Here is a 16,440-nt window from a genome sequence, read left to right as displayed (position 1 = left end):
ACCGGCGCGGCCGCCGCGACGCTTACCAGGCGAACTGCGCGCGCACCGCGTACTGGCCGGTCTCATCGCCGGTCAGGCCGTTGTCGCCACGGGTGTAGTTGAACATGAAGCGCAGGTTCGGGTTGACGTAGTAGTTCATGCCCAGGATCCAGCTGCTCACCTCCAGGCCGGCGACGTCGCGGTTCTCGATCGAGTCGTAGCGCGCGGTCAGTTCCCACAGGCCGCGGTCGGCCACCGGCGCCGAGCCGAACACGCCGGTACCCGCCTTGTACGGCTTGTGCCCGCCGTTGAGGTGCCAGCTGCCCTGCAGGTACCACGCGGTAACGTCCTGGTCCGGGCCCAGCGGCTGGCCGAAGCTGGCGTTGGCGTACTCGCCCTGGAAGAACAGCGGCCCGAACGCACCGGCGGCCTCGACGCCCCAGGCCGTGACGTCGTCGCCGCTGGCCCCGGTGACGGTGGCGATGGTCTGCGAGGGGCCGCGGCGGCCGGCGTAGCCGGCAGAGGCGCGCAGGTCGGCCGAGCCCTTGTTGGCGTTCTCGTGGCTGCCCCAGGCGCCGAAGTGCAGGGTGTTGTCCCCGTCGTTCACCGGGGCGAAGGTCACGCGGCCGGCGTAGCCCATGCCTTCGTTGCGCGGGCCGCTGGCGCCGCGGAGGTTGAACACGCTGAAGCCCGCGGTGTAGCGCCCGCCGCCGCGCAGGTAGCCGACGCCCTGCTGGAACTGGCGGCCGCTGAACAGGCCGGTGGCGCTGGCGAACGGACGCTCCATCATCAGGATCTCGTTCGAGCTGGTGAGCTCCTCCATCGACCGGTACGGCTTGAAGTGGCCGATGGTGACCTTGCCGCCCAGCGCGGACCGCGCGATGTAGACGTCGCGGAACCCCTCGAGCCCGCCGCCCGCGGCGAAGTCGTTCTCCAGCTTGTAGTCCCAGCCGAGCGCCTTGCCCTGCAGGGTCAGGCGCGCGCGCCGGAACTCGCTGGTGCCGGTGACGTCGGCCTGGTCGCGGTCGAAGGCGTAGGCGTCGAGGTGGATGCGGCCGCCGAGCGAGGCCTCGAACTTCCTGTCGGCGGAGGTGACCTTGATGCCACCCTTGGTCGACACCGTCGGCGTGGCCGCCGACAGCTGGTCGAGGTTTTCCCGGGTGGCGATGTTGATGTCCGACTGGGCGTCGGTGCGCGTCTCCAGCTCCTCGACCTTGGCCGCCAGCGCGGCGATCTGGGCCTTGAGTTCAGCGACTTCGCGTTCCTGCGGGGTTTGCGCCGCGGCGGCCAGGCTGGTGGTGCCGAGCACGGTGGCGAGCGCGGTGGCGAGGATCGTGTGGCGCATGCGGGGTTCCTGTCATGGGAGGGTCGGGGCGGGCGCGGAGCCGCCATGCAGCCGCGGCCCTGCCGCGTCACGCACGGGGCGGCGCCCGCGGTCGCGACAGAGGATGGGGCGGCCGCATGACGATTCGATGACAGTCGTGGAGCGCGCCACCGTCATGCGTGCGTCACCTGGCTGCCACGCGACGGTCACCTGGCGCTCGTGCAATGGCGCCCGGAGCGGGATGGTCCCGCGCAACGCACCCAGGAGCCCCATGCACATCCTAGCCAAGACCACGGTTGCCGCCCTCGTGCTGTCCGCCGCCGGCATCACCACCGCCCGCGCGAACGACGCCACCGGCGCCGGCGCCTCGTTCGTCTACCCGGCCATCGCGCGCTGGTCGGCCGACTACCGCCAGGCCACCGGCAAGCAGGTCAACTACCAGTCGATCGGCTCCGGCGGCGGGATCGCCCAGATCAAGGCCGGCACCGTCGACTTCGGCTCCAGCGACAAGCCGCTGCCGCCGGAGGAACTGGAGAAGTCCGGCCTCGCCCAGTTCCCGTCGGTGATCGGCGGCGTGGTCCCGATCGTCAACCTCGAAGGCGTGCGTGCCGGGGCGATGAAGCTCGACGGCGCGACCCTGGCCGACATCTTCCTCGGCCGGATCACCCACTGGAACGATCCGGCCATCGTCGCCCTCAACGGCGGCATCCCGCTGCCGGACGCGAAGATCACCGTGGTCCACCGTTCCGACGGCTCGGGCACCAGCTTCAACTTCACCAACTACCTGTCCAAGGTCAGCCCGGCCTGGAAGGAGGCCGTCGGCGAGGGCACCTCGGTCGCGTGGCCGGTGGGCATCGGCGGCAAGGGCAACGAAGGCGTGGCCGCCTACGTCAAGCAGATCCGCGGCAGCATCGGCTATGTCGAGCTGTCCTACGCGCTGCAGAACCGGCTGGCGTACTCGCGCCTGAAGAACGCGGCCGGCAATTTCGTCAACCCGAGCGACGAGACCTTCTCGGCCGCGGCCGCGAGCGCGGACTGGGCCTCCACCCGCGACTTCCACCTGGTGATGACCAACGCGCCCGGCGAGAACGCCTGGCCGATCACCGCGACCAACTTCATCCTGATGAAGAAGCAGCCGCGGAACGTGGAAGGCGCGCGCAACGCGCGCGAGTTCTTCCGCTGGGTCTACGCCAACGGCGACGCCCAGGCCCGCGCGCTCGGCTACGTGCCGCTGCCCGACACCCTGGTGCACCAGGTCGAGGCGTACTGGCGCGACGCACTGCCCTGGTGAACCGACGGTTCCTCTCTCCCTCCCCGGAGATCCCTGGCGCGGGCCCCTTCGGGGGCCCGTTTTCCTGGCGCCGTTCCGGGCGCGCGGGCTCCGGGTGTCATACGGCGGTAACAAAAACATCATTTCATGGCGCCATCCCGCCACCACGGCCCCACGACGGAGACCTCCATGCAAGTCCGCTTCGCCCCCCTGGGCGCCCTGGCCCTGACGGTCGCGCTGTTCGCGACCGCATGCTCGCCAAGGGCCGACACCCCCGCGACCGCGGACGCCGGCGACCAGCCCGGCACCGGGATTTCCGGGGCCGGCGCCTCGTTCATCTATCCGCTGGTCTCGAAGTGGTCGGCCGACTACAACGCGGCCACCGGCGCGCGCGTCAACTACCAGTCGATCGGATCGGGCGGCGGCATCGCCCAGATCAAGGCCGGCACGGTCGACTTCGGCTCCAGCGACAAGCCGCTGTCCAGCGCGGAGCTGGCCGAGGCGGGGCTGGGCCAGTTCCCCTCGGCGATCGGCGGCGTGGTGCCGGTGGTCAACCTCGACGGCCTGGAGCCGGGGCAGTTGCGGCTCACCGGCGAGGTGCTCGCCCGGATCTTCATGGGCGACATCGCCACCTGGAACGATCCCCGCATCGGCGCCCTCAACCCGGGCACGCCGCTGCCGGAGGTGAAGATCAGCGTGGTCCACCGCTCCGACGGCTCGGGCACCACGTTCAACTTCTCCAACTACCTCTCCAAGGTCAGTGCGGAGTGGAAGCAGCGGATCGGCGAAGGCACCTCGCTGCAGTGGCCCACCGGCGTGGGCGGCAAGGGCAATGAAGGCGTGGCGTCCTACGTGCGCCAGATCAAGGGCGCGATCGGCTACGTCGAGCTGGCCTACGCACTGCAGAACGACATGCCCTACGCCTCGCTGCGCAACGCCGCCGGCCACTTCGTCCAGCCGGGCGAACACAGCTTCGCCGCGGCGGCGGCGACGGCCGACTGGGCCAGCGCCAGTGACTTCGACCTGGTGATCACCAACGCCCCCGGCGACGAAGCCTGGCCGATCACCGCCACCAACTTCATGCTCATGCACAAGCGGCCGAAGGATCCGGCGCGCAGCAAGGCGGCGCTCGACTTCTTCCGCTGGGCCTTCGAACACGGCAAGGCGCAGGCCAGCGAACTGCACTACGTGCCGCTGCCCGACCCGCTGGTGGAGCAGATCGAAGCCTACTGGGCGGCCGAGTTCGAATGACGCGCCCCCCGCCCCGCGCGGGCCGGTACCGGCCCGCGCGCGGCTGCATCCACTGGTGACGGATCCCCGATGAGCGCCATTCCCATTCCCGCTCCCCCGCCCTCGCAGGCACGCAGCCGCGACCTGCGCGACGCGCGCAACGACCGGCTGTTCCGCTGGCTGCTCGCCGGCACCGTGGTGTTCGTGTTGCTGGCACTGGCCAGCGCCGCGCTGTCGATGCTCTGGGGCGGCCGCGAGGCGCTGGCCTCCCAGGGCTGGCGTTTCTTCCTCTCGGCCGAATGGAATCCGGTGGAGGATCGCTACGGCGCCCTGGTGCCGATCTACGGCACCCTGGTCACCGCGGTCATCGCGATGCTGATCGCGGTGCCGGTGAGCTTCGGCATCGCCTTCTTCCTGACCGAGGTCGCCCCGCGCTGGATGCGCGGGCCGGTGGGCACCGCGATCGAACTGCTGGCCGGCATTCCCTCGATCATCTACGGCATGTGGGGCCTGTTCGTGCTGGTCCCGGTGATGACCACGCACGTGACCCCGTGGCTCAACGACCATCTGGGCACGATCCCCGGCCTGGGCGTGCTGTTCCGCGGTCCGCCGCTGGGCATCGGCATGCTCACCGCGGGCCTGGTGCTCGCGATCATGGTGATCCCGTTCATCTCCTCGGTGATGCGCGAGGTGTTCCTGACCGTGCCCGCGCGGCTGAAGGAATCGGCCTACGCGCTGGGCTCCACCAGGTGGGAAGTGAGCTGGGACATCGTGGTGCCCTACACCCGCTCGGCGGTGATCGGCGGCATCTTCCTGGGCCTGGGCCGCGCCCTGGGCGAAACCATGGCCGTGGCGTTCGTGGTCGGCAACTCGGTGCGACTGACGCCGTCGCTGCTGGAGCCGGGCACCACGATCGCGGCCCTGATCGCCAACGACTTCGCCGAGGCCACCGACACCTACCGCTCGGCCCTGTTGCTGCTCGGTTTCGTGCTGTTCCTGGTGACCTTCGTGGTGCTGGCGGTCGCCCGCCTGATGCTGATGCGGATCTCGCGCCGGGAGGGCAACTGATGGTTTCGACCAGCGCCCGCGCCCAGGCGGTGGCCGCCCGCCTCCACGCCCGCCGCCGGCTCCGCAACGCCGTGGCCATCGTCCTGGCGGTGCTGACCGCCGCCTTCGGCCTGTTCTTCCTCGGCTGGATCCTGTGGACCCTGGCCAGCAAGGCCATCGGCGGCATCAACTGGGCCCTGTTCACCCGGATGACCCCGCCGCCGATGCAGGAAGGCGGCCTGCTCAACGCCTTCTTCGGCAGCGCGGTGATGTGCGCGCTGGCGATCGCCATCGGTACGCCGCTGGGCGTGGCCGCCGGCACCTGGCTGTCGGAGTACGGCCGCGCGCGCAAGGCCGGGATGGTGGTCCGGTTCGTCAACGACATCCTGCTCTCGGCGCCGTCGATCGTTCTCGGCCTGTTCGTCTACACCCTGGTCGTGATGCAGACCGGCGGCCGCTTCTCGGCCCTGGCCGGCGCGATCGCACTGGCCTTCATCGTGCTGCCGGTGGTGGTGCGCACCACCGACGAGATGCTGCAGCTGGTACCGGTGCAGATGCGCGAGGCCGCGCTGTCGCTGGGCGTGCCGCAGTGGAAGGTGATCGTCCAGGTGCTCTACCGCAGCGCCTCGGCGGGCATCGTCACCGGCATCCTGCTGTCGCTGGCGCGCATCTCCGGCGAAACCGCGCCACTGCTGTTCACCGCCTTCGGCAACCAGTACTGGAACAGCAACATCCTGCAGCCGATGGCCAGCGTGCCGGTGGTGATGTACCAGTACGCCGGCAGCCCCTACGAATCCTGGCAGCAGCTCGCCTGGGCCGGCGCCTTCGTGCTGACCGCCTTCGTGCTGCTGGTCAGCCTGTCCGCACGCGCGCTCCTGCTGCGCAACAGGATCTCCCATGACTGACCTCTCCCTGGACCCGTCCATGAACGACATCCACACGGTGGTCGCGCACCAGCGCATCAACGTCGCCACGCATCCGCGCGGCGCCCTGGCGCCCATGCCGACCAAGATCTCGGTCCAGGGCCTGGACTTCCACTACGGCAGCTTCCACGCGCTCAGGAACATCCACCTGGACATCCCCGAGAAGCGGGTCACCGCCCTGATCGGCCCCTCCGGCTGCGGCAAGTCGACCCTGTTGCGGGTGTTCAACCGGATCTACGCGCTGTACCCGAAGCAGGAGGCCAACGGATCGATCCTGCTCGACGGCGAGGACATCCTCTCGCCGAAATACCCGATGAACCGGCTGCGCAGCAAGGTCGGGATGGTGTTCCAGAAGCCGGTGCCGTTCCCGATGACCATCTACGAGAACATCGCCTACGCCATCCGCCACCACGAAAAGCTGTCGAAGGCGCAGCTCGACGAGCGGGTCGAGCAGGCGCTGCGCCAGGGCGCGCTGTGGGACGAGGTCAAGGACAAGCTCGGCCGGTCGGCGCTCGGCCTGTCCGGCGGGCAGCAGCAGCGCCTGTGCATCGCGCGCGCGGTCGCGCTGCGCCCGGAAGTGCTGCTGCTGGACGAACCGACCTCGGCGCTCGACCCCATCTCGACCAGCCGCATCGAACAGCTGATCGAGGAGCTCAAGCGCGACTACACCATCGTCATCGTCACCCACAACATGCAGCAGGCCGCGCGCGTGTCCGACTTCACCGCCTTCATGTACCTGGGCGATCTGGTCGAGCACGGCCCCACGGAGACGATCTTCTCCAATCCCTCGAAGCAGCAGACCGAGGACTACATCACCGGCCGCTTCGGGTGAGGCGGGCCGCGTCCCGCCCCGCCCCGGCCGCCCAGCACCGGACCCCGCGACCATGAGTACCCAACCCCACGACCACATCGTCCGCAGCTACGACGAAGAGAGCCAGCGGCTCAGCGGCGAGCTGCTACGCATGGGCCGGATGGCCTCCGCCCAGCTCGAGGCCGCGCTCGAAGCGGTCGACCGCCGCGACGACGCCGCGGCCGCGCGCATCGTCGCCAACGACGAAGCGATCGACGCGCTCGAGGCCGAGGTCAGCCACGACGTGATGAAGCTCGCCCTGCGCGGGCCGCTGGCCCGCGACCTGCGCGGGATCCTGGCCGCGTTGCGGATCGCGGCGGACATCGAACGCATCGGCGACTACGCCGCCAACATGGCCAAGCGCTCGACCGCGCTCAACACCGCGCCGCCGCTGCCGCACACGCGCGGGCTCAACGCCCTCGGCCAGCTGGTGTTGCGCCAGCTGCGCGAGGTGCTGGATGCCTACGCCGCCAACGACGCCGACGCCGCACAGCGCGTGCGTGATTCCGACGCCGAGGTCGACACGTTCTACACCGGGCTGTTCCGCGAACTCCTGACCTACATGATGGAAGATGCGCGCGCGATCACGCCGTGCACCCACCTGCTGTTCATGGCCAAGAACCTCGAGCGCATCGGCGACCACGCCACCAACATCGCCGAGAACGTCTGGTTCCTGGTCCACGGCGAGGACAGCCTGCCGCCGCGCGAAAAGCGGGACGCCACCAGCGTCGCCCCTGATACTGCGTTGCAGCATCGGACGCGCTGACCTGTCGTTAATCCCCGGTCGTGGATACTGCCGCCCGGCGCGCGCCGCCATGCGCTCCCCCCTCCCCCACGCCTGGCGCCCCGCCCACCCATCAGGAGTCCACACATGACCCACCACCCCAGCAAGAAGCCCGTTGCCGTCGCGATCGGGACCGCCCTGGCCGGCGGCCTGCTGCTGTCCGGTTCCGCCTTCGCCGTCACCCCCCTCGCCCAGGGCTACCTGCTCGGCGCCCAGGAGGCCGCCACCGGCCACGCGCATGCATCGGAAGGCAATTGCGGCGCCGACAAGGGCGAGAAGGCCGGCGAAGGTCGGTGCGGGCTCGCCAAGGCCGATGCCGACGGCGACGGCCGGATCTCCCGCGCCGAGTTCGACGCCGTGCATCCGGGCGAGGGCGACAAGTTCGCCTCGATCGACGCCAATGGCGACGGCTTCATCGACCAGGCCGAGCACGATGCGCACAAGGCCGCCGCCGGCAAGGCCGACATGGAAGGCAAGTGCGGCGAGGGCAAGTGCGGCGGCGCCGCCTGACCTTCGGTACCTCCGGCCCCATGACCCCCGCCGTCCGTGCGCTGCCGGAGCACGCCGCCGGGCTTGGCCTGCGGCGCGGGCTGCTGCCCGCGCTGCAGGCGGCCGCCGACGGCGCATTCGATTTCCTCGAATGCGCCCCGGAGAACTGGATCGGCGTCGGCGGCGGCCTCGGCGCCGCGTTCGAGGTCCTGGCCGAGCGCCACCCGGTCACCTGCCATGGCCTCTCGCTCTCGCTCGGCGGCCCGTCTCCGCTGGACGAGACCTTCGTCGCCAGGATCGGCCGCTTCCTCGACCGCCACCGGGTCGCGCTGTACAGCGAGCACCTGAGCTGGTGCAGCGACGACGGCCATCTCTACGACCTGCTGCCGCTGCCGTTCACCGAAGAGGCGGTGGAGTACGTGGCCGGGCGCATCCGCCGGGTGCAGGACATCCTCGGGCGCCGGATCGCGGTCGAGAACGTCAGCTACTACGCCGCGCTTCCCGTGCAGGGTGCGCACGCGCTGGACGAAGCCGGCTTCATCACTGCCGTGCTCGAACGCGCGGACTGCGACCTGCTGCTCGACGTCAACAACATCCACGTCAACGCGGTGAACCACCGCTACGACGCGCGCGCGTTCCTGCGCCGCATGCCGTCGGAGCGGATCGCCTGCTACCACGTCGCCGGCCACCACGACGAGGCGCCCGACCTGAAGGTGGACACCCACGGCGCCGAGGTCCGGCCCGATGTCTGGGACCTGCTGGCCGACGCCTACCGGGTGCACGGCCTGCGTCCGACCCTGCTCGAGCGCGACTTCAATTTCCCGCCGTTCGCGGAACTGCTGGGCGAGATCGAACGGATCCGCTCGGTCCAGCGCGAGGCCGGCGCGACCGCGGAGACCGCGCGTGGCTGAGGCGCCGGCCGCGCTGCGCGCGCAGCAGATGGCGCTGGCCCGGCACCTGCGCGACCCGGCCGCGGTGCCGCCGCCCGGCGGCATCGAGGACCGCCGCCTCGCGATCTACCGCGAGCTGCTGCACAACAACATCCGCCGCCTCCTGTCCGGCAACTTCCCCGTGATCCGAAGGACGCTCGGCGACGATACCTGGGCATCCCTGGTGCGGCGCTTCTTCGCGGGGCACCGCTGCCACACGCCACTGTTCACCGAAATCGGGCGCGAGTTCCAGCGCTGGCTGGAGCAGCAGGCCGGGCAGGACCCGGACCTGCCGGCCTGGCTGCCGGAGCTGGCGCACTACGAATGGGTCGAGCTGGCGCTGCAGATCTCGGATGCGCAGCCGCCCTGCGCCATCGATCCGCTGCAGGACCACGCGGACAGGGCCGGGGCGCTGCTCGACGGTGTCCCGGTGGTCTCGCCCCAGGCGTGGGCGCTGGCCTACCGCTGGCCCGTGCACCGCATCGCGCCCGGCTACCAGCCACGGATGCCTCCCGACGAGCCGACCCTGCTGCTGGTGCGGCGCGATCGCGATGGCCAGGTGCGATTCGCCAGCCTCTCGCCGCTCGCATTCCGCCTGCTCGAGCGCCTTGCCCCGGCCCGCGACAGCGGTCGTGCGGTACTGCGTGCGCTGGCGTCCGAAGCCGGTGCGGAAGCCGAGGCGCTGCTGCCGGAAGGCAGCGCCATGCTCGTGCGGATGCTCGACGAGGGCACGCTGGCCGGGATCCGCGCCAGGCAGGCGTGACGCGAGGCGACTGCGCGTCCCGCACCGCGGCCCCGCTCCGGCACGCGATCCGGCATCGCGCGGATCGATGCGAACCGCCGGCGCAGCGGCTCTGCTAGGCTTTGCGCATGCAATCCGCTGCTCCGCCGGCAACCGGCGCCACCCTGCTCACCCGCCGCTTCCGCGGATACCTTCCCGTGGTCGTCGACGTGGAGACGGGGGGATTCGACTGGAACCGCCACGCCCTGCTCGAGATCGCCGTGGTCCCGATCGACGTGGACGACAGCGGCACGCTGGTGCCTGGCGAGCCGGCCAGCACCCATGTCGAGCCCGCGCCGGGCACTGCGATCGATCCGCAGTCGCTGGAGGTCACCGGCATCGACCTCGACCATCCCTTCCGCTTCGCCAAGCAGGAGAAGGACGCGCTGGACCACGTGTTCGCCACCGTGCGCACCGCGGTGCGCAAGCACGGCTGCCAGCGCGCGATCCTGGTCGGCCACAACGCCCATTTCGACCTGAACTTCCTGAACGCCGCCGTCGCGCGCACCGGGCACAAGCGCAATCCGTTCCACCCCTTCAGCGTGTTCGACACGGTGACGCTGGCCGGCGTCGCCTACGGCCAGACCGTGCTGGCGCGCGCGGTCCAGGCGGCCGGCTTCCAATGGAGCGGGGAAGACGCGCATTCGGCGCTGTACGACGCCGAGATGACGGCCAAGCTGTTCTGCACCATCGTCAACGCCTGGCCGACGCCGCCGCTTCGCTGACCCCCGGGCTTCCGCACCTCGCGCGCAGCGTCCTCCGTCGTTCGCCCTGCCGACCCGCACGCGCCACCTTGGCTGGCGCAGCGCGGACGTCGGCGGCGCCACTTCCCGCCCGTGCAAGAGGGCTGGGTGGGAGAGCCCGCGGCGCCGGTCGGCATCGCAACGTCCGGCTGCCCCCCTCTGGACTCGGGCTAAACATCGCCCGTGCTCCACTGGCGGCATCCCACCCGAGGAGAAGCCGCATGCCCATCACCCGTGCCCAGGCCACCCAGCTGCTCAACCAGGGGGAAATGGCGCTCTACGACGACAGCCGCATCAACGGCCTGCGCCAGCTCGACGCACGCGCGCTGGGCGCGCGCATCCGGCGTGCCCGCACCGCCCGGGACCGCGCCCGCGACCTGGTGCAGAAGCACGCCTTGGCCTCGCGCGCCCGCACCGGCAGCAAGCGCGGCGATAGTGGCCTGGCCAACCGGCGCAGCCGGGACAAGGCGGAACTGCTGGCCGACATCCTGCGCCGCTTCGAGCAGCGGCTGAAGCAGGTCGAACGCGCCGACGCGTCCGCGGAGAAGGCCGGCGCAGGCGCCACCGGCAAGACGGCGGGGAAGGCCTCCACCGGCCGCGGCCGCAAGAGCGCTGCGAAGGCCGCGACGAAGACGGCCGCGACGAAGAAGACCGCGACGAAGAAGGCCACGACAAAGAAGACGGCTACGAGGAAGAGCACTGCGAAGAAGGCCGCGGCGGGAAAGAACACCACGGCAAGGGCCGCCACGAAGAATGCGGCCGCGTCGGCAAAACGCTCCACCACACGCAAGTCCGCGACCGGATGGGCTGCCGCAAGCACCTCCTCCACCAGGAAGGCGACCACGAGGAAATCCGCTGCGAAGACGGCGGCGACATCGGCCGCGAAGAAGCGGGGCGCGAAGACCGCGTCGAAGACGCCGGCAATGAACGGCACGGCCACACGCGGCAAACCCGTGCGCAAGGGCCACATCACCCCGGAGCAGGCGCTGGCGCAAACCCATGCCCTGCTCGAGGCCAAGCAGGCGCAGGACGCCGCACCCAGACCTTGGCAGGCACTGGCCAACGGCGCGGCGCCGGCCGTCGGCCAACCGGGCTACCAGTCGGACGAAGCCGCGCGCCGCGCCCAGGACCTGCATGCCGCCGAATCGCGCATCCCGGCGATCCAGGGCAGCGCCAGCACCCGCGACCGCATCCAGCAGGGCAAGCGCGACCACCGCGGCGACGGCGATTGATGGCCGTCCCGCGCTCCGTCCCCGGGCTCAGCCCGGGGACGAGGCCAGCTTGAGACCGATGATGCCGGCCACGATCAGCGCCAGGCTCAGCACCCGGCCCAGGTTCGCCGGCTCGCCAAACAGCACGATGCCCAGGATCGCCGTGCCCACCGCGCCCACGCCCACCCAGACCGCGTACGCGGTGCCCACCGGCAGCGACTTCATCGCGATCCCGAGCAGGAACAGGCTGACCGCCATCGCCCCGGCGGTGCCCAGCGTGGGCCACAGACGGGTGAACCCCTCGGTGTACTTGAGCCCGATCGCCCAGCCGATCTCGAACAGGCCGGCCAGGACGAGGATGAACCAGGACATGCGATGACCTCCATCGGTCGATGGGGTCGTCCCCGTGGATGCGCGCGGCGCGGGGTCGTCCCCGTGCGCGCATATCATCGCATGCGGGGGGCGGCGCCCCGGGCGACGCCCCCGGGACACTGCGTGCTCAGTCGGCCGCCGATCCGCGGACCAGGCGATAGGTGCACACCAGCACCCAGCCCACCAGCAGGAAGAACAGCGGCGCGCGGAACGCCAGCCACGCCGCCGGCAGCAGGGCGGCGGCGCCGGCCAGGCCCAGCAGTGCGCGCCAGCGACCGCCGGCCTGGCCGCGCGCGAACGAGTGCAGGAACAGCGAGAGGAGCATCAGGCAGGCGCCGGCCAGCCCCAACCAGTCCTGCCACTGCAGCGTGTCCAGCATCGCCATCGCGTCCTCCGTCCTGCCGGTCCATCAACCGGCGCGCTGGCGCACCGCCTCGAACAGGGCCACGCCCGCCGCCACCGAAACGTTGAGACTCTCCACGCCCGGGGAAGTTTCCTGGCCGGGCATCGGGATCGACACCAGCTCGTCGCAGTGCTCGCGGGTCAGCCGGCGCAGGCCATCGGCCTCGCCGCCCAGTACCAGGGCGACGTTGCCGCGCAGGTCGAGCGCGTACAGCGGGGCCCCGGCGTCGCCGGCCAGCCCGTAGATCCACACGCCCAGCTTCTGCAGCCCCGACAGCGTGCGCGCCAGGTTGGTCGCCCGCACCACCGGGATGCGGTCGGCGGCACCGGCCGAGGTTTTGCGCACGGTGGCGGTGACCTGGGCCGACTTGTCCTTGGGGATCACGACCGCGGTCGCGCCGGCGGCGGCTGCGCTGCGCAGGCAGGCGCCGAGGTTGTGCGGATCCTGGACCCCGTCGAGCACCAGCAGCAGCGCCCGGCCGCCTGCCTGTTCCACCAGGCCGGGCAGGTCGCCCTCCTCCCAGGTCCGGGCCGCGGCGTAGCGCGCGGCCACGCCCTGGTGGCGCACGCCGCCGGCCACGCCGTCGAGCGCCTGCTGCGCCACCCGTCGCACGTCAATGTCGCGGCGCCGCGCCTGCTGCTCGATCTCGGCCAGGCGCGGGTTCCTGGCGCCGGCCTCCAGCAGCACCTCGCGCACGTTCCCGGCATCGTGCTCGACCGCGGCCCAGACCGCGTTGATGCCGACGATCCACTGGTTCTGCCTGGACATGCTGGGGGAATTCCGGTGGGGGCGTGCCAGCGGCCATTCTACCGGCCGCGGCCGTCGCGCCGGATCAGTATTTGCGCTTCTGCCGCCGCGCCGGCTGCCCACGCGGCGGCAGCGGCTTCACCCCGCCCTCGCCCGGCAGGCCGAAGTCGATCTTGCGCTCCTCGAGGCTGGCCTTGAGCACGACGATGCGGATCCGGTCGCCGAGCCGGAACTCGCGCCCGGTGCGCTCGCCACTGAGCGTCTTGCGCACCGGGTCGAAGTGGTAGAAGTCCCTCGGCAGCTGGGTGACGTGGACCAGGCCGTTGACCTTGGACTGGTCGAGCTCCACGAACAGCCCGAAGCTGGCCACGCCGCTGATCGTGCCGTCGAACTCGCCGCCGACGTGCTGCTCCATCCACGCTGCGCGGTAGCGCTCGTCCACCTCGCGCTCGGCCTCGTCGGCGCGGCGTTCGCGTTCCGAGCACTGCAGCGCCAGCGCCGCCATCTCGCTGGGCGTGTAGAGGAAGGTCTTGCGCCGGCCCTTGGCCAGCACGTGCTTGATCGCGCGATGCACCAGCAGGTCCGGGTAGCGACGGATCGGCGAGGTGAAGTGCGCGTAGGCCTCCAGCGCCAGTCCGAAATGGCCGATGTTGTCCGGCGAGTACACGGCCTGGCTCTGCGAGCGCAGGATCACCGATTCGAGCAGGGTCGCATCCGGGCGGTCGCGTACCTTCTCCAGCAGGTTGGCGAAATCCTTCGGCCGCACCCGCGCCCAGGCCGGCATCCGCAGCGAGAACTCCTTGAGGAATTCCAGCAGGTCGGCGTACTTCGACTCCGGCGGCTTGTCGTGGATGCGGTAAGGCGCCGGCACGCCGGCTTCGAGCAGGAACTTCGCCGCCTCGACGTTGGCGGCGATCATGCATTCCTCGATCAGCTTGTGCGCGTCGTTGCGCTGGAGCATCCCGGCCTGCACCACCTCGCCGTGGTTGTCGAGCACGAACCGCACCTCCGAGGACTCGAACTCGATCGCGCCGCGCTTCGACCGCGCCTTCGCCAGCACCCTGTAGAGCTGGTGCAGGTGGCGGATGTGCGGCATCAGGCTGCCGATCTGCGCCTGGGCCTCGGGATCCTCCTCGCCCACCGCCTTCCACACCTGGGTGTAGGTCAGGCGCGCGTGCGAGCGCATCACCGCCTCGGCGAACCTGGACTTCACCACCTCGCCGTCGCGGTTGACCTGCATGTCGCAAGCGAAACACAGCCGGTCGACGTCGGGGTTGAGCGAGCAGATGCCGTTCGACAGCGTCTCGGGCAGCATCGGCACCACGAAGCCGGGGAAGTACACGCTGGTCGCGCGCAACTGGGCCTCGTCGTCCAGAGGCGTGCCGGGACGGACGTAGCTGGAGACGTCGGCGATCGCCACCACCAGCCGGAAGCCATTGCGCGTGGGCTCGCAGTACACCGCGTCGTCGAAGTCCTTGGCGTCCTCGCCGTCAATGGTCACCAGCGGCAGGTCGCGCAAGTCCAGGCGCCCGGCCGCCGTGGCGGCATCGACCTGGAGAGGCACCGCCGAGGCCTCTGCCAGCACCTCCGGCGGGAATTCGTGCGGCAGCTCGTGGCCGTGGATCGCGGCCTCGACCACCAGCGACGGGGTGAGCGCGTCGCCCAGCACCGCCAGCACGCGCCCGATCGGCGGACGGCGCTCGTCGGCCGGGCGCGTGATCTCGCAGACGACCAGCTGCCCGTGCTGCGCCTCCAGGCGCGCATCGGACGGGATCTGGACGTTGCGCTGGATGCGCCGGTCGTCCGGCACCACGAAGCTGATCCCGGATTCGACCGTGAAACGGCCGATCAGGCGGTTGAGCCGGCGCTCCAGGACCTCCGCGATCACGCCCACGCGGCGGCCGCGGTGGTCGAGCGAGACCACGCTCGCCATCGCCCGGTCGCCGTGCATGACCTTGCGCATCTCGGCCGGGGGCAGGAACAGGTCGTCGCCGACTCCGGTGTCCGGGCGCAGGAAGCCGAAGCCGTCGGGATTGGCGATGACGGTGCCGGCGACCAGGTCCAGCCGCTGCGCCGGCACGTAGCCGCCGCGCCGGTTCTGCAGCAGCTGGCCGTCGCGGACCATGGCCGCGAGGCGTTTCTCCAGCGCCTCGAAGCGGTCCGGCTCGAGCAGGTCGAGGCTCTCGGCCAGCGCCTGCGCGGTCAGGGGGCCTTCGGCGCCCGACAGCAGCTGCAGGATTGCCTCGCGGCTGGCGATCGGGCGCGCGTAGCGCTCGGCCTCGCGCTGGGCGTACGGATCCTTGAACCCGCCGCGGCCCGCGCCGGGCGCGGCTGCCTCCTTCCCGCCGGCCCGGGGCGCCGCGGGCCCCTGCGGCTCGGGCAGCCAGCCTGGCCGGTCGCCCGCCCCGCGTCGCCCGCGCCCGCCCTGCGGGGTGTTTCCGCGCGACGACGCACCGTCGCGTCCACGTCCGCGGCCGCTGCCGCGCTTGCCTGGGGTCTTTGTCATCGGCGGCATGTTACACAGGGCCGCGTCGCCCGGCGGTCGAGGCCAAGCGTTGACAGGAAGGCACCGCACCGCAACAATACGCGCCCACCTGCCCAGGTGGCGGAATTGGTAGACGCACTAGTTTCAGGTACTAGCGGGTAAAACCGTGGAGGTTCGAGTCCTCTCCTGGGCACCAAGACAAGGCACCTGAGCGCCACGCGCCAGGTGCGGCAAGAAGGGCACCAAGAAGAACACCAGGAGACCCCGCCGAGCGCGGGGTTTTTTTGCGTCCGGCCGCCGCGGACGCCTTGATCCCCCGGTCACGGCCGGCCCGGCAGCATGCCGGTGAGCCGACACGGAGACCGGACATGTCCCGCACGCCCCTGACCTGCGCGCTCGCACTGGCCCTGCTGGCCGGCTGCGGCTACGACGCCACGCCGCCCGACCGGGCGCCGGAGCCGGGGGCCGCAGGTCCGTCCCCCGCGACGCCCGCCGAATCCAACCCCGCGCCCGGCGCGCAGCCGCTGCTGGTGCGCGAGGGCACGCCGGGCCATCTGGCCGACGCCAGCGGCGCGGCGCTGTACTACCTGGAGGGCAATGCCGACGGCAGCCGCTGCGACGCCGCCTGCGAGCAGGTCTGGCCCCCGGTCACCAGCGACACCCCGAACCCCGTCGCCGACGCCAGCGTGGACGCCGCGGACATCGGCACCCTGCCGGGGGCCGGCGGCCGCAACCACGTCACCTGGCGCGGCCATCCGCTCTACCGCTACGCCGGCGACCGCGGTGCACGCACCACCACCGGCGACGACGTCGAGGACCAGTGGGGACGGTGGCGCCTGGCGACGCCGGGCGAGGAACGCTGACCTGGCGCCT

At 71.2% G+C, this 16,440-nt stretch carries 17 protein-coding genes and 1 tRNA gene; 13 read left to right on the top strand and 5 right to left on the bottom strand.

Annotated elements, in window-relative coordinates:
• Nucleotides 1-22: 22 nt before the first annotated feature.
• Nucleotides 23-1,324: a porin gene (locus LUTJ29_RS0112005; protein WP_051322966.1), complete on the bottom strand. Its 1,302-nt coding sequence runs from the start codon at nucleotides 1,322-1,324 to the stop codon at nucleotides 23-25.
• 250 nt (nucleotides 1,325-1,574) lie between these two features.
• Here LUTJ29_RS0112005 and pstS (LUTJ29_RS0112000) point away from each other — a divergent pair, with 250 nt between their 5' ends.
• The 11 genes from pstS (LUTJ29_RS0112000) (at nucleotide 1,575) to LUTJ29_RS18695 (ending at nucleotide 11,581) form a co-directional block, all read left to right on the top strand.
• Nucleotides 1,575-2,594: a phosphate ABC transporter substrate-binding protein PstS gene (gene pstS, locus LUTJ29_RS0112000; protein WP_027072725.1), complete on the top strand. Its 1,020-nt coding sequence runs from the start codon at nucleotides 1,575-1,577 to the stop codon at nucleotides 2,592-2,594.
• Nucleotides 2,595-2,762: 168 nt separating this feature from the next.
• On the top strand, nucleotides 2,763-3,824 hold the full coding sequence (gene pstS, locus LUTJ29_RS0111995; protein WP_027072724.1) for a phosphate ABC transporter substrate-binding protein PstS: 1,062 nt from the start codon (nucleotides 2,763-2,765) through the stop codon (nucleotides 3,822-3,824).
• Nucleotides 3,825-3,893: 69 nt separating this feature from the next.
• Complete coding sequence (pstC, locus tag LUTJ29_RS0111990) at nucleotides 3,894-4,871, top strand: phosphate ABC transporter permease subunit PstC (protein ID WP_027072723.1); 978 nt, start codon at nucleotides 3,894-3,896, stop codon at nucleotides 4,869-4,871.
• The gene (gene pstA / locus LUTJ29_RS0111985) at nucleotides 4,871-5,755 is read left to right on the top strand and encodes a phosphate ABC transporter permease PstA (RefSeq protein ID WP_043741249.1); all 885 of its coding nucleotides are present in this window, start codon (nucleotides 4,871-4,873) and stop codon (nucleotides 5,753-5,755) included. The genes pstC and pstA overlap by 1 nt, the downstream gene beginning before the upstream one ends.
• A gap of 94 nt (nucleotides 5,756-5,849) precedes the next feature.
• A complete protein-coding gene (gene pstB / locus LUTJ29_RS0111980; RefSeq protein WP_232221210.1) occupies nucleotides 5,850-6,605 on the top strand; it encodes a phosphate ABC transporter ATP-binding protein PstB in 756 nt (251 codons plus the stop codon).
• A 52-nt stretch (nucleotides 6,606-6,657) separates the two neighbouring features.
• Nucleotides 6,658-7,389, top strand: coding sequence for a phosphate signaling complex protein PhoU (phoU, locus tag LUTJ29_RS0111975; RefSeq protein WP_027072720.1), 732 nt, complete (start codon nucleotides 6,658-6,660; stop codon nucleotides 7,387-7,389).
• A 105-nt stretch (nucleotides 7,390-7,494) separates the two neighbouring features.
• The gene (locus tag LUTJ29_RS0111970) at nucleotides 7,495-7,917 is read left to right on the top strand and encodes an EF-hand domain-containing protein (protein ID WP_027072719.1); all 423 of its coding nucleotides are present in this window, start codon (nucleotides 7,495-7,497) and stop codon (nucleotides 7,915-7,917) included.
• A 20-nt stretch (nucleotides 7,918-7,937) separates the two neighbouring features.
• A complete protein-coding gene (locus LUTJ29_RS0111965) occupies nucleotides 7,938-8,807 on the top strand; it encodes a DUF692 domain-containing protein (protein ID WP_043741338.1) in 870 nt (289 codons plus the stop codon).
• Nucleotides 8,800-9,588, top strand: a complete 789-nt coding sequence (locus LUTJ29_RS0111960; RefSeq protein WP_027072717.1) for a DUF2063 domain-containing protein — start codon at nucleotides 8,800-8,802, stop codon at nucleotides 9,586-9,588. Before LUTJ29_RS0111965 ends, LUTJ29_RS0111960 begins: the two co-directional genes overlap by 8 nt.
• A 107-nt stretch (nucleotides 9,589-9,695) precedes the next feature.
• On the top strand, nucleotides 9,696-10,331 hold the full coding sequence (rnt, locus tag LUTJ29_RS0111955; RefSeq protein ID WP_027072716.1) for a ribonuclease T: 636 nt from the start codon (nucleotides 9,696-9,698) through the stop codon (nucleotides 10,329-10,331).
• Nucleotides 10,332-10,570: 239 nt separating this feature from the next.
• The gene (locus tag LUTJ29_RS18695; protein ID WP_156911572.1) at nucleotides 10,571-11,581 is read left to right on the top strand and encodes a hypothetical protein; all 1,011 of its coding nucleotides are present in this window, start codon (nucleotides 10,571-10,573) and stop codon (nucleotides 11,579-11,581) included.
• Between the two features lie 27 nt (nucleotides 11,582-11,608).
• Here the strand turns inward: LUTJ29_RS18695 and sugE are convergent, their stop codons facing one another.
• The 4 genes from sugE to rnr all read right to left on the bottom strand — a co-directional run bounded on the left by sugE (nucleotide 11,609) and on the right by rnr (nucleotide 15,588).
• Nucleotides 11,609-11,932: a quaternary ammonium compound efflux SMR transporter SugE gene (gene sugE, locus LUTJ29_RS0111940; protein WP_027072714.1), complete on the bottom strand. Its 324-nt coding sequence runs from the start codon at nucleotides 11,930-11,932 to the stop codon at nucleotides 11,609-11,611.
• Between the two features lie 127 nt (nucleotides 11,933-12,059).
• Entirely contained in the window at nucleotides 12,060-12,317 is a 258-nt protein-coding gene (locus LUTJ29_RS0111935; protein ID WP_027072713.1) for a hypothetical protein, read from the bottom strand.
• Nucleotides 12,318-12,341: 24 nt separating this feature from the next.
• On the bottom strand, nucleotides 12,342-13,103 hold the full coding sequence (gene rlmB, locus LUTJ29_RS0111930; protein WP_027072712.1) for a 23S rRNA (guanosine(2251)-2'-O)-methyltransferase RlmB: 762 nt from the start codon (nucleotides 13,101-13,103) through the stop codon (nucleotides 12,342-12,344).
• A gap of 64 nt (nucleotides 13,104-13,167) precedes the next feature.
• Complete coding sequence (rnr, locus tag LUTJ29_RS0111925; RefSeq protein WP_027072711.1) at nucleotides 13,168-15,588, bottom strand: ribonuclease R; 2,421 nt, start codon at nucleotides 15,586-15,588, stop codon at nucleotides 13,168-13,170.
• Between the two features lie 90 nt (nucleotides 15,589-15,678).
• Between rnr and LUTJ29_RS0111920 the strand changes: the two genes are divergently transcribed.
• Nucleotides 15,679-15,763, top strand: a tRNA-Leu gene (locus LUTJ29_RS0111920).
• 172 nt (nucleotides 15,764-15,935) lie between these two features.
• Nucleotides 15,936-16,430 (top strand): hypothetical protein, encoded by a 495-nt coding sequence (locus LUTJ29_RS18155; protein ID WP_051322964.1) that lies wholly within the window; start codon nucleotides 15,936-15,938, stop codon nucleotides 16,428-16,430.
• Nucleotides 16,431-16,440 lie beyond the last annotated feature (10 nt).

The sequence above is a fragment of the Luteimonas sp. J29 genome (assembly GCF_000472505.1).
Taxonomy (GTDB): Bacteria; Pseudomonadota; Gammaproteobacteria; order Xanthomonadales; family Xanthomonadaceae; genus Luteimonas.
Note: the sequence above shows the minus strand (reverse complement) of the source record. Positions and strands in the feature narration are given on the sequence as shown.

Excerpts from the sequence above, each read along its gene's own strand:
- LUTJ29_RS0112005 (WP_051322966.1), bottom strand. The coding sequence starts at position 1,324 with ATGCGCCACACGATCCTCGCCACCGCGCTCGCCACCGTGCTCGGCACC.
- pstS (WP_027072725.1), top strand. The coding sequence starts at position 1,575 with ATGCACATCCTAGCCAAGACCACGGTTGCCGCCCTCGTGCTGTCCGCC.
- pstS (WP_027072724.1), top strand. The coding sequence starts at position 2,763 with ATGCAAGTCCGCTTCGCCCCCCTGGGCGCCCTGGCCCTGACGGTCGCG.
- pstC (WP_027072723.1), top strand. The coding sequence starts at position 3,894 with ATGAGCGCCATTCCCATTCCCGCTCCCCCGCCCTCGCAGGCACGCAGC.
- pstA (WP_043741249.1), top strand. The coding sequence starts at position 4,871 with ATGGTTTCGACCAGCGCCCGCGCCCAGGCGGTGGCCGCCCGCCTCCAC.
- pstB (WP_232221210.1), top strand. The coding sequence starts at position 5,850 with ATGCCGACCAAGATCTCGGTCCAGGGCCTGGACTTCCACTACGGCAGC.
- phoU (WP_027072720.1), top strand. The coding sequence starts at position 6,658 with ATGAGTACCCAACCCCACGACCACATCGTCCGCAGCTACGACGAAGAG.
- LUTJ29_RS0111970 (WP_027072719.1), top strand. The coding sequence starts at position 7,495 with ATGACCCACCACCCCAGCAAGAAGCCCGTTGCCGTCGCGATCGGGACC.
- LUTJ29_RS0111965 (WP_043741338.1), top strand. The coding sequence starts at position 7,938 with ATGACCCCCGCCGTCCGTGCGCTGCCGGAGCACGCCGCCGGGCTTGGC.
- rnt (WP_027072716.1), top strand. The coding sequence starts at position 9,696 with ATGCAATCCGCTGCTCCGCCGGCAACCGGCGCCACCCTGCTCACCCGC.
- LUTJ29_RS18695 (WP_156911572.1), top strand. The coding sequence starts at position 10,571 with ATGCCCATCACCCGTGCCCAGGCCACCCAGCTGCTCAACCAGGGGGAA.
- sugE (WP_027072714.1), bottom strand. The coding sequence starts at position 11,932 with ATGTCCTGGTTCATCCTCGTCCTGGCCGGCCTGTTCGAGATCGGCTGG.
- LUTJ29_RS0111935 (WP_027072713.1), bottom strand. The coding sequence starts at position 12,317 with ATGGCGATGCTGGACACGCTGCAGTGGCAGGACTGGTTGGGGCTGGCC.
- rlmB (WP_027072712.1), bottom strand. The coding sequence starts at position 13,103 with ATGTCCAGGCAGAACCAGTGGATCGTCGGCATCAACGCGGTCTGGGCC.
- rnr (WP_027072711.1), bottom strand. The coding sequence starts at position 15,588 with ATGACAAAGACCCCAGGCAAGCGCGGCAGCGGCCGCGGACGTGGACGC.
- LUTJ29_RS18155 (WP_051322964.1), top strand. The coding sequence starts at position 15,936 with ATGTCCCGCACGCCCCTGACCTGCGCGCTCGCACTGGCCCTGCTGGCC.